General features: G+C 60.7%; 10 protein-coding genes. 3 read left to right on the forward strand and 7 right to left on the reverse strand.

All coding sequences use genetic code 11. The features are described 5' to 3' along the window. Positions 1-50: 50 nt before the first annotated feature. Entirely contained in the window at positions 51-812 is a 762-nt protein-coding gene (locus tag G7068_RS01575; RefSeq protein ID WP_166287904.1) for a glutamine amidotransferase, read from the forward strand. Between the two features lie 199 nt (positions 813-1011). After that, positions 1012-2553 carry an HNH endonuclease signature motif containing protein gene (locus G7068_RS01580; RefSeq protein ID WP_166287907.1) on the forward strand — a complete coding sequence of 514 codons (1542 nt, stop codon included), beginning with the start codon at positions 1012-1014 and terminating at the stop codon, positions 2551-2553. A gap of 38 nt (positions 2554-2591) precedes the next feature. On the opposite strand, the gene efeB is transcribed toward G7068_RS01580, so the two are convergent. From efeB to G7068_RS01600, 4 genes are all read right to left on the reverse strand, one after another. Then, positions 2592-3893 (reverse strand): iron uptake transporter deferrochelatase/peroxidase subunit, encoded by a 1302-nt coding sequence (gene efeB / locus G7068_RS01585; RefSeq protein ID WP_166287910.1) that lies wholly within the window; start codon positions 3891-3893, stop codon positions 2592-2594. Positions 3894-3900: 7 nt separating this feature from the next. Further along, the gene (gene efeO / locus G7068_RS01590; RefSeq protein WP_166287913.1) at positions 3901-5106 is read right to left on the reverse strand and encodes an iron uptake system protein EfeO; all 1206 of its coding nucleotides are present in this window, start codon (positions 5104-5106) and stop codon (positions 3901-3903) included. 9 nt (positions 5107-5115) lie between these two features. Continuing rightward, positions 5116-5997 carry an iron uptake transporter permease EfeU gene (gene efeU, locus G7068_RS01595; RefSeq protein WP_244304590.1) on the reverse strand — a complete coding sequence of 294 codons (882 nt, stop codon included), beginning with the start codon at positions 5995-5997 and terminating at the stop codon, positions 5116-5118. A 165-nt stretch (positions 5998-6162) separates the two neighbouring features. Next, complete coding sequence (locus tag G7068_RS01600; protein WP_166287919.1) at positions 6163-6651, reverse strand: Dps family protein; 489 nt, start codon at positions 6649-6651, stop codon at positions 6163-6165. Between the two features lie 96 nt (positions 6652-6747). On the opposite strand from G7068_RS01600, the gene G7068_RS01605 reads away from it, so the two are divergent. Then, positions 6748-7629, forward strand: a complete 882-nt coding sequence (locus G7068_RS01605) for a formylglycine-generating enzyme family protein (protein WP_166287922.1) — start codon at positions 6748-6750, stop codon at positions 7627-7629. A gap of 1 nt (position 7630) precedes the next feature. Here G7068_RS01605 and G7068_RS01610 read toward each other — a convergent pair whose 3' ends face one another. The 3 genes from G7068_RS01610 to G7068_RS01620 are packed head-to-tail and all read right to left on the reverse strand — an operon-like array spanning position 7631 to position 12087. After that, a complete protein-coding gene (locus tag G7068_RS01610) occupies positions 7631-9238 on the reverse strand; it encodes a SulP family inorganic anion transporter (protein ID WP_166287928.1) in 1608 nt (535 codons plus the stop codon). A 2-nt stretch (positions 9239-9240) separates the two neighbouring features. Further along, entirely contained in the window at positions 9241-11565 is a 2325-nt protein-coding gene (locus G7068_RS01615) for an arylsulfatase (RefSeq protein WP_166287933.1), read from the reverse strand. Positions 11566-11595: 30 nt separating this feature from the next. After that, on the reverse strand, positions 11596-12087 hold the full coding sequence (locus G7068_RS01620; RefSeq protein ID WP_166287936.1) for a DUF1269 domain-containing protein: 492 nt from the start codon (positions 12085-12087) through the stop codon (positions 11596-11598). Positions 12088-12105 lie beyond the last annotated feature (18 nt).

Genomic DNA, 12105 nt, shown 5'->3' on the forward strand with positions numbered 1-12105 from the left:
CAAACTGCAACGGCTTCATGCTTCTCAGCGCTACGCGATACCTTAGAAGCATGAAGCCGTTTTTGCTCGTGACCTCGCGCGGTGAGGATGACGTAGCTGCCGAAGAGCACGCTGCCTACTGCCGGCTGACGGGGCTGCTCCCGGAACAGCTTGAGTGGTGTCGCATTGATCGGGAGCCTCTCGGGCACGTTGATTTTTCGCGTTTCTCGGGCATCATCCTTGCCGGTAGTCCCTTCACAGTGAGTGAGCCGAGCGAGCGGAAGTCTGCGACTGAGTTGCGGGTGGAGCGAGAGCTCGCCGCCCTGCTTGACGAAGTGATCGAGCGTGACTTTCCCTTTCTGGGAGTCTGTTACGGCGTCGGCACGATCGGGGCACACCAGGGTGCACGCGTCGACCGCACCTACGGCGAACCGTCGCAGGCCGTGCGCATTACGCTGACCGACGCCGGTCATGAAGATGCGCTGTTTCGTGAACTTCCCGTCACCTTTGACGCTTTTGTTGGGCACAAGGAAGCGGTGAGTGAGGTTCCCTCCAGCATTACGGTGCTCGCAGGATCCGCCACGTGTCCCGTGCAGGCGTTTCGAGTCGGTCGTAACGTGTACGCCACGCAGTTCCACCCCGAACTAGACACCGCGGCGTTTACCGATCGGGTGCGCACCTACGCCCACCACGGCTACTTTGACCCGGTTGAGGTTGACGCGATCGTAGAGGGCGCCGAGCGGGCAGACGTTCGTGCCTCGCACATGGTGCTGGGGCGCTTTATCGAGGAGTATCTCGCCTCGATTCCGGCGGTCTACTCAAAAAGCGCCTGACACTCGGGTTTTTGGCTTCCTGCGTGAGCTTGCTAATGGTCATCCTGCGCGAGCCAGCTGATGGTCATCCTGCGCGAGCCTGCGAGTCGCAAGATCCCTCCCGTAATAGAAGCACACCTTCGCTAACAAGACTCGATATTTATGAATAAACATTGAGTTATCCCTAGGTAACCTTTCCCAGTGTGTGGGAAAATGATGTATGGAATTCTTCACCGATCACGCATCACGGATCCAAACGATCCGTGATCTCGTCGGTGAGGTCACCAATCCCAACGATCTCCCTTCTGCGGTTGGAGGTCTCGATAGTGCGAGCGTGATTACTCTCCTAGAGCTTGCCTCAGATCTCGGTCGCTTCGTTGAGCGATTACAAACGGCAGCAGCCGGTGTCATCTCGCAACGATCAACGCGCGAGAAAGCACACGCTGGGCTCGCACAGTCACGTGGACACCGAAACGCTGTGGCACTTGTTCAAAAGACTGCGGGCACCAGCCGAACCGAGGCGATGCGACAGATCCGAGTTGGTGAGTCGCTCTATCGCGATGGGAACGACTCTGGCCTTAGCGACCATCATGTTGACGTTGACAGCGGGAACTTGGCGTCGGATGGTTTGGTGCCTTCAGATGCGTGGCGTGCTTCTCTCAGGAGATCGCTCCTGAGTGGTGAAATTACGGGTGCGCAACATGACGCGATCACCCGTGGGCTCGGCGAACCTCGATACCACGACGACGATGCTGAGAAGGCAAGGCAAGTTGAGGCTTGGTCTCTTGCGGTGAATGAACTCATCGCTGAAGCCGCAACAGCGACCGTGGAAGATCTTGCAAGGTCGGCCCGCCATCTACGAGACCTCGTTGACCCTGTTGGAGCCGAAGAGCGTTACCTCGCGAGATTCGAAGCGCGGTCGTTTCGCATGTGGACGGATCGAGAGGGACTCACACGAGCAGCCATGACGTTTGACGACATGTCTGCGGCCTGGATGCGATCAATGATTGACGCAGCCATGCGTCCTCGACGCGGAGGACCACGGTTTGTGAATCCCGCTGAAGAATCTCGCGCTGAGGCTCTGCTTGCGGATCCGCGTACAAACGATCAAATTGTGTTTGACCTGATTATCGACGTCGTAAGAGCTGGAACTCTTTCGGAAGCTGAAACGGTGTTTGGTGCAAGGCAGCCCGGTGTCCGGCTTGTGAACATCCTTCCAGTCGATGCGAACACCACTGCGGCTGCCACCATGTCCGAAACAACCGACGTCAATGCGCGTCAGGACACCCGCGGCGGCGTTGCATACACGGAGGACGGTATCGTTGCGGTGCCAGACTGGGTAGCGAAGCAACAGACATGTGTGTCTGGCTCGGTCGTGATTGATACAGACCGCTTCGGAAACCCATTACAGCTGGGTCGGACAACACGACTATTCACTCCAAAGCAACGAATCGCGCTCGCTGTTCGCGATGGTGGTTGCAGATGGACGGGGTGTGATCGTCCAGCCTCTTACTGCGAAGCGCACCACATTGACACATGGGCAAATGGTGGCAAAACAGATATTGATCGAGGAATCATGCTCTGCCGGTTTCATCACATGCAACTTCATTATGGGGGCTGGCGAATTACTCGGGAGGGGGTGAAAGACTTTGTGCTGCACGATCCTGGAGGAGGTGAATCATCGTTGCCACGACGGCTAATTTTTCGTCGACTTTGGGCGGAAGATGATCCACCGCCAAAACGATTCTTGCTCGTAGCGTAGCGCGGTCTCCTCAGGCAGATGTTCCCGAGGAAAACTGGCTATTCAAAGAGCGCCTGCGCGAGAAACTCGCCCTTCTTCACACCACCCGGCACAGCCCACAGGCCGGAGCCAACGTGCCGGATGTATTCGTTCAGCAGGTCCGGCTTCAGCGACTTCTGCACCCGCACAAACGCCGCCGGGTCGCTCTGGAACGAGATGAAGAACAGCCCGCCGCCCATCTGGCCGAGTGGGTTCGAACCATCGACGAAGTTGTAGCCCCGGCGCAAGATCCGCGTTCCCTCGTTGTTATCGGGGTGCGCGAGCCGCACGTGGGCCGCCACGTCGATCGCCGGGTCGCCGGACTGCTGCTGCGCGGAGAAATCCGGCTGATCAAACTCGGCGCCGCCCGAGAGTGGGGCCCCGCTGCGCTTGGTGCGCCCAAACACACGTTCCTGCTCCCTGAGCGAGCTACGATCCCAAGATTCAAGCGTCATTAAGATCTTGCGCGCAACGAGATAGCTGCCGCCACGCAGCCACTCGGGCGCGTTATCCCCCACCCAAACATGTTGAGAAAGTGCCTTGGTCTCCTCCGACATTATGTTCATCGTGCCGTCTTTGAAGCCGAACAAGTTGCGGGGTGTGTCTTGCGAGCGCGAAGTTGACGAGGTGCGCCCGAATCCGAGCTGACTCCACACGAGATGAGCTCGGCCGATGGCGATGCGACTCAGGTTACGGATCGCGTGCACGGCAATCTGAGGATCGTCAGCACACGCCTGCACACACAGGTCTCCCCCGCTCTGGGTTCCCTCGAGCAGGTCGAACGCGAAGTTTGGCAGTGGCTCAAACTGCTTCGGTAACTGGTGTTTGATGCCGAATGGATCGGTCGTGCCATCTTCGCCAACAAAAAGGGCATGACCGAGACCAAACGTGAGGGTGAGATGGCCGGCATGGAGGCCCTCCGCCTCGCCGGTATCGTCGGGCGGCAGGTAGGAGTTATCGGGTTCGAGACCCGAGCCAAGTTCTTCGCCGCGCGTGAGCTTCGCGGCGGCGGCGGTCCAGTCTTTGAATAGCGCGATGAGGTCATCCCTGGTCGCGCCCTCAACCATTCGAAACGATGCGAAGTGCAGCCGATCCTGCGCGGGCGTCGTGATCCCGGCCTGGTGGGCACCGTAGAAGGTAACGATTCCATCGTCGGAGTCGGCAGCAGCATCGTCTGCCGCCGCACCCTTTGCGAGCACCGACGCGATCCCAGCACCGCCCACGCCGCCAATGGCGAGGCCAGCCACGCCGGCGCCAACCAGCCCTAGTAAGCCGCGCCGCGTTGGAGCATCGGGTGGCACACTTGATTCTTTCTCGGGCATGGGGTGCCTACTGCTGAACGACGGCCGCGGTCAACCGCGACATTGGCTCACTGAGGGCGTTGAGCTTGGCAGCGAGTTCGCTCCGCTGCGCAGCGTCAACGGTGTCGTAGGATACGAATCCGGCCTTGTAAGAACCGTAGGTATCGAGCAGTTTGAACATGTCAGCGAATCGCTTGTCGAGGTCTTCCGTGAGCTTCTTCTCACCGTTTGCCTCGGCCACCCCGCGGACGGTGTCAAAGGCGACCTGAGCACCCTCCACGTTTGCGTAGAAGTCGTAGAGATCGGTGTGCGCAAACTCGTTTTCTTCGCCGGGCAGTTTGCCGTCGGGAGCCGACACCTCGTCGAGCAGGCCCTTGGCGCCCTCGGTAATATCGGCGAGCGTGAGCGTGAACTTCGGGTCGGCAACCTTTTCTTTGAGCGAGGTCACATTGTCGACCAATTCCTGCCCCAACTTGGCACGTTCGTCTGGGGTGAGCGCGACGAGGTCATCCTTCGGGTAGTGGTCTTTCTCAGGCGTTGAGTAGTTCTTGACCGCGGCGTCGAGCCAGAGGTCCTGCTCTATGCGGTGGAAGCCCGTGAAGGGAATCCCCTCTTCGATGGCACCGGGTTTGCGGTAGTCAATTTTAGGATCAAGGTCGCCAAACTGCTCGGCCGTGGGCTCAATGCGCTCGTAACTGACGCGGGCAAGCGGAAAGAGCTGTTTTGCCTTTTGATCGTCGCCCGAGACATGCGCGTCAACAAACTCCTGCACCTGAGGCACGAGCTCTTCCGTTTGCGACTTCACGTAGCCGATGTATTGCGCGACCACTGCCGATTCTTCCGGGCTGGACTCGATGGCCTTGCCAGATACGGCGAATGGCGCCTGACCGACGCCCTCACCGATCATGCCGGGTTTGCAGCTCGTGTAGTAATCCCCGGGGCCAACCTGAACGGTGAGGTCTCGGCTCGCACCGGGCGCAATGTTCTCCACTTCACCCACGATGGTGAGTTTGTTCGAGCCGAGCACATAAAACTCATTGACCTTAGTGCCTTCGTTTTTAACCGAGAACACCAGCGTTCCGCTCGCCGCGGAGGGGGTTTCCACGGCGCAGTCCGTGTCGTTCGCTGTAACGGCAATCGCCTGCGTGTCTGCCGCTGCATTGGGCACACAGCCTGTCAGAGCGAGTGAAGCGGTCGCTAGTGTGGCAATCAGGATCACTGGGGACTTGGTCAATGGAGTTCCTTAGGTGAGTTGGAGCTGAGGTTTTTTGACGCGCGCCTGAGACGCAAACGAGCGGCGAAGGAAGATCGTGAGAACGGGCACGAGGTAAAGGATCCAGACCAGCACCTCGAGTTTGGTCATGTCTGGTGAGAATCCAAGGGTTCCCTTGAGCAGTGTCGCGAGAATGCCGTCCGGAGGAATCAGGTGTGAAAGCTGGAAGGCCCAGGCAGCGTCGCCGAACCAAGCGGCAGCAAACCCGCTCACCTCAGCGGGAGGCGGCACGAAGGGACCGGGAAGAAACGCGGCCTCTTGGAGATCGTGAATGCCGTAGGCGAGCACGCCCGCTGCAAACACAATCAGGAGCACTCCCGTCCAGCGGAAGAAGAGTGTGAGGTTGATCTTGAGCATGCCGCGGTAGAGCAGCCACCCGATCAGTACCGCAATGAGGATCCCGGACACGGCGGTGAGAAAACCGGCGAGCGGGGAAATCTGACTCGCTCGGGTGGTTGCCCAAATAAACAGTGCCGTTTCGAGGCCCTCGCGTCCCACCGACACGAAGGCGATCGCGGCGACACCCCAGCCGTTCCCGGCGAGAGCGCGATCGACCTGTCCGCGCAGCTCTCCACTAAGGCCACCGGCGGCGCGCAGCATCCAGAACACCATCCAGGTCACCATCACCACGGCGGCGATTGAGAGGAGTCCACCGATGGCCTCCTGCGCTTGGAACGACAGCCCGTACGCGCCGTAGGTGAGAACCGCACCGAGAATGAGCGACAGGCCAACGGCACTTGCAACACCGAGCCAGATCTTCTTCGCAGCGTCGGGCCGCCCGATGCGATGGACGTACGCGAGCAACACTCCGATGACCAGTGCGGCTTCAAGCCCCTCTCGAAGGCCGATCATGAGCGTTCCTAGCAACGTAATCCGGCCTCCTGGTCATTCGTGTGATCAAGGTAAGGCTACCCTAATTATCGAAGCTAAGCATAGCTTTCAGAACCAGAAATAACCAAAACGGCCCGGTTGCGAATCCAACTGGATCCGCAACCGGGCCGTTTTGAACGCGAGAATTTAGCCCGCGTAGTGGGAGAACATGAACCAGCGATCCTTATCGAGCTGCTGGGCAATCGCGATAACGATGTCCTGGCTTACGGGGTCGAGGTCATCGAGTCCCTTGACCGCCTTGTAAACCGTCTCAAGCACTGCATCGAGCTGCGCCACAATCTCGCGCACTGTCACATCTGACTGCTGGAAGCCATCGGTGAGTGTCGGAGTGGTGGTGCGAGCTGCGACCGTCGAGATGCGGGCGTCGACGGGAAGACCCAGCGCCACGATCCGCTCCGCAACGGTGTCGGACGCGTCCTGAGCGTGTGCCACGATCTCGTCGAGGAACTCGTGCACACCCATAAAGTTTTCGCCGCGAACGTGCCAGTGGGCCTGCTTGCCGTTCACCGCGAGGGCGACGAGGTCGTGCACGACGGGGCTCAGAAACTGTGCGACTCCGCTCGGGCGACCGAGATCGCCTTGCGCGGCTGGGACTTGAATCTGCTTGGTAGCCATAGAGAATTCCCCTTCTTCGGTCGAGTCTTCGAACTACCTCAACGGTACGCGTACTTTCTGGGACGGCGCAAGCAAGGCGAGGCTAGGCTAAGCACCATGACAGAAATGGTGCGCATTCCGGCCGGAAGTTTCGTGATGGGGTCGACCGAGTTTTATCCCGAGGAAGGCCCGGTTCACGAGCGCACCGTCGAGACGTTTGACCTCGACCAGCACCCCGTCACCAATGAGGAGTTTGCCGAGTTCGTCGCCGCGACCGGTTACGTCACCGTGGCCGAGCGGCCGCTCGATCCTGAACTCTTCCCGGAGTTGCCCGAGCACGAACTCTCACCCGGCGCACTGCTGTTCACTCCAACGAGCGGACCCGTGCGACTTGACGACTGGCGGCAGTGGTGGCGGTGGGTACCTGGAGCCAACTGGAAGCAGCCCGCGGGGCCTCGGTCACACGTGCGGGATCGCCCAACCCACCCCGTTATTCACGTGTCTTACGAGGATGCCAACGCGTACGCAGCCTGGGCCGGCAAACGTTTGCCCACCGAGGTGGAGTGGGAGTTCGCAGCGACGCACCCTGACGGCCCGGCCACCTACGCGTGGGGCAACGAGTTGCACCCGAACGGTGAACTCATGGCGAACAACTGGCAGGGCCGCTTCCCCTACCTCAACACGGGAGCGAAAGGCTGGGCTGGCACCTCCCCCGTCGGCAGCTTCCCGGCGAACCATCACGGCCTCGTCGACATGATCGGCAATGTATGGGAGTGGACGAGCACTGAGTTTGCGGAGCGGCACGCAACGCCCTCGTCGTGCCAGTGTGGCCCGTCACCTTCGGCTTCCGCAGACGGCCAGCTTCGTCGCGCGCTCAAGGGTGGCTCCCACCTCTGCGCCCCCGAGTACTGCCTGCGGTACCGCCCGGCAGCGCGCTCCCCGCAGTCAGAGGACACGGCAACGAGTCACATCGGATTCCGGTGCGCTCGCGACGTGTGAGCTAGCGTACCGACCGACCCTCAGCTTCAACACGCTGCCACCACGAGGTCTTCGCGGCGAGCGTCAAAGCCCCCTGCGGCAGATTGACAAACCACACGGTGTAACCGTCGGCGCTGAGGTCACTGTCGAGGTCGCGCAAACCGTCGAGCACGGTCACGGAGATGACGTTCTGCGCTGAGAGGTCCACCACGATGGCGGTGCCGGGATCGGCCGTGTGAGCCGCCGCCGTAACCGCCTGGGCGGTCGACAGCAGGTTGGCCGTATAGAGCGGGGTGAGCACCTGAATTTCGAGGAGGCCCGCAGAGATCGGTGCCACTCGGATTCGAGGTTTGTTCAGTTCATGAAGCACCAGACCGAGCGTGAGCACAACTCCGGCAGCCACTGCGGGCAACAGGCCCACGCTCAGCCCGACCAACGCGGTTACGACCGCGATCCAAAACTCGACCTTGCTCAGTCGAAACAGACGCATCATCCCACGCACATCGATGAGCCCAACGACCGCCACGAACACCATCGAAGCGAGGGTGGCCTGCGGTAATAGGCTCAAGACGGGAGCGAGGAACAGCAGCACCAGCACCGCGAGTGCGGCCGTCACGAGTGCGGCAGCCTGACTGCGAGCACCCGCGCGCTGGTTCACCGCGCTCTGCGAGAATCCACCGGCGGAGGGCAAGCACTGAAAGAACGCACCCACAATGTTGGTGGCACTCGAGGCCAGTAGCTCTTGGTTGCTGTCGATGGGAGGATCGCGGTGCGCCTTCATGGCCCGGGCCACTGAGGCGGTTTCAAGAAACGCCATCACCGCAATAGCGAGGGCGCCGGGCATGAGTGCACCCACGTTTTCGAAAGACGGCAGCGTGGGTAGCGGCAGTCCGGTCGACACGGGCGCGATCACGGCGATGCCCGAAACAACCGGCGGCACGAGCGCCGTCAGTAGAATCCCCGCAAACACCACAACGAGCTGCGCAGGAATCCGTGAAAAAATCCGCGGCAGCAACACCAACACGGCCACCGTGCCAGCAGAAAACGCGAGCGTCGCAATGCTCAGTGCCGGGACCGCCTCGAGGGTCGCGTTCAGCGTTTTAATGAAGCCGTGCCCGCTCAACTCAACATCGACACCCAGCATCTTCGGCACCTGGCCGAGCGCGACAGTTGCCCCGAGTCCCACTTTCATGCCGACCAGTGTCGCCTGGCTGATGTTTTCCACCAGCGAGCCAATGTTGCACAGCCGAGCCACCGCGAGAATGAGCCCGACAAGCAGGGTGAGCGTGAACACGGCCTGTTCTGCGGCCCCTGGATCAGTAGTGTTCGCCGATCCTGCGGCCACCCCGGCGGTGACGATGGTGGTTGCGGTCAGCGTCGCAATCGTGGAGGTCGTCGAGACGCTCATGGCCTTGGAACCACCGAGGAACGCGTAGACGATCATCGGCAGAATGCAGGTGTAGACCCCAAGCTCGACCGGAAGGTTCGCGATGGTGGCGTAGGCCATCGCCTGCGGGATGACCACGGCACCCGCCGATAACCCCGCAATGATGTCGCCGCCGATCCACGAGGCCTTGTAACCTCGCAGAGTCGGCGCAAACCACGGGGCGCGACGGGTGACGGTAGCCATGATCAGTCCCGCATGTAGGCAGCCGCGAGGTGGCGTTCGACGTCAATGTAGGCGTCGTCAGCAACGTCGAAGGTTACCGAGTGCAGCTCACCGTGTGTGAACGGGAATCCCTCCGAGTAATCGGGCACAACGGCGTCGCCGCCGTCGTAGCCGATGCAGAGACCCTCACCGCAGAGGGTGAAGTGGCCGGTCTGCGTGCGGATCTCTGCTGATGCCACCTCTTGCTCATCAACATAGATGCGAGCGGTGCCGTAGGACTCATGATGCTCCCCCATCCGCTCCTTCACAAACTCGACTCCGATGATGTGTCGGCCATCGGTCGGCACACCGTCGGCAATCACGTACTGGATCGGCTTGATCCCGAGGAAGTTGTAGCCGTAGGTGAGCTTGCCGTCCTTCACGAACAGCGTGTGGCCACCGAATCGGGATCCGTGCGCCCAGAGCACCCCCTCGCTCGTTGGCGTGAGTTCAACATCAGTGAGCACCTTGAACGAGACACCGTGGGTGTTGGCCGCGAGGCGCTCCGGCACTTCAAGTGTGTTCGGATAGTAGGTGTATTGGCCGCTCGGCGGCACCGGCAGCTTGAACTCCATGTCCAGAATCCCCTGCAGACTGAGATCGCTCAGAGGTAGCACCTTGTACTTCAGCGCCTGCTCCATCCAGAGTGCCTTCAGCTCCTCAACCTTTTCGGGATGCTGCGCAGCGAGATCCGTGCTCTCGGAGCGATCGACGTCGGTGTGGAACAGCTGCCAGACGTCTTCCTCGTACCGGCCCTTGTCGAGCTGGGGTCCGTGCAGCGTCACGGCTTTCCAGCCCTCGTGCCAGATGGCGCGTGTACCCAGCATCTCGTAGTACTGCGTCTCCTTCTGGGTGGGCCCGTCGGGTTCCGCGTCAAACGAATAGGCCATCGAAACACCAGCGAGTGGCGACTGCTCATAGCCGTTCACCTTCTCAGGGAACTCAACACCGACCGCCTCCAACAGCGTCGGCACGATGTCGACCACGTGGTGATACTGGCTGCGAACCTCGCCCCGGGCCTTGATGCCCGCGGGCCAAGAGATCACGAGAGGATCGGCAACGCCGCCCTGGTAGGAGTAACGCTTGAACATGCGGAAGGGCGTCGAGAATGCCGCAGCCCACCCGGTTGGGTAGTGCCCGTAGGTATCGGGACCGCCCAGCTTGTCGAGCATCGCCAGGTTTTCTTCGAGATCATCCGGGAACACATTGAAGAACTTGTTCTCATTGACCGAGCCGTTGGGCGATCCCTCTGCCGAGGCGCCGTTGTCGGCCGCGTAGATAACGATGGTGTTGTCGAGCTGACCCGATTCTTCGAGGTAGTCGAGAATCCGTCCGACCTGATGATCGGTGTATTCGGAGTAGCCGGCGTACACCTCGGCCATGCGGCTGAAGAGCTTCTTCTGAGCGTCAGAGAGCGAATCCCACGGCAGCACCGTGTCAGCCTCGGTGAACGTGCCCTCCGGCATCGGGTTGAGATCAGTAAGCTCGGTGTCGGCTGGCAAGATTCCGCGCTCGATCATGCGAGGCAGCACCCACTCACGGTAGGCCTCGTAGCCGTCATCGAACTTGCCCTTGTACTTCGCGATCCATTCCTCTGGCGCGTGGTGAGGCGCGTGATTGGCACCCGGGCAGAAGAACGTGAACCAGGGCTTGTTCGGCTGCGACTGCTTTGAATCGCGAATAAACGAGATGGCCTTATCGGCAAGATCTTTGGAGAGGTGGTAGCCGTCCTCGGGCTGGTAGGGCTGTTCGGTGAAGTGGTTGTCCTCCGTCAGGTCGGGGTACCACTGGTTTGTTTCGCCGCCGAGGAAGCCGTAGAAGCGGTCAAAGCCACGAGCGAGCGGCCAGTTGCGTTTGGTCGCCCCCATGTCCCACTCGTCGACGGGCACGTTGTGGTTTTTGCCAAGCCAGAACGTGTTCCATCCTTTTTCTCGAAGCACCTCAGCAAGGAAGGCGTTCTCGAAGGGAATGTGCGAGTTGTAACCGGGAAAGCCCGAGGCGGCCTCCGAGATGGAGGCATACCCGTTCTCGTGGTGATTGCGTCCGGTCAGCATGCACGACCTCGTGGGCGAGCACAGCGCGGTTGTGTGCCACTGCGTGTAGGTCAGGCCGTTCGCCGCGAGTCGATCGAGCGTCGGCATATTGATGCCGCCGCCGTACGTCGACCAGGCCGCGAGCCCCGTATCGTCGTAGAGCACGATGAGAATATTCGGTGCTCCCTCGGGCGCCTTGTCGGCGACAAAGGGGGTCCAATCCGGTACGGAGTCTCGGACGTCTAGGTTGATGACGCCGTTAAATTTCTTATCCATGGTTTACCCCTTTGCCGCCGCGACGATTGTTTACTTGCTACCGAGATCGTGTGCGAGTTCTTTTTCGTCAGCCTCTGAGAGTGAGGTCTGCACGATCGTGCCGTTGAAGGGTGCGAGCGCATCCGCGAACTTGTCCTCGGTCAGCTTCACCGCGTAGAGCACAACTGCCGACCGCCCCTCAGCAACGGCATCCTTCACGCGGCTTCTGAACTCGCTGTTCAGCCCGGTCTTGTCGAGCCCTGCGAAGAGGCCACCCAAGACACCACCAAACACGAGACCCAGGAAGGGCACAAAGAACAGGATCCCGATGAGTGTTCCGAAGAGTGCTCCACCCGCGGCGCCCACCCCGATGTTGCCGACGGCACCCGGACTCTCAACGTGTGTCTTGCCGTTCTCGTCGACCTTTACGAGGGCGAGACCCGCGAGCTCCACGACGAGGTCGTCCTGGAGTCCCTGAATGCGCTCGTAAGCGCCCTCGGCTTCGGATTCGGAATCAAACGAGAAAACGATGAGATCAGACATGGTGTTGAGTCCCTTTCA

Source organism: Leucobacter viscericola, from assembly GCF_011299575.1.
GTDB lineage: Bacteria > Actinomycetota > Actinomycetes > Actinomycetales > Microbacteriaceae > Leucobacter > Leucobacter viscericola.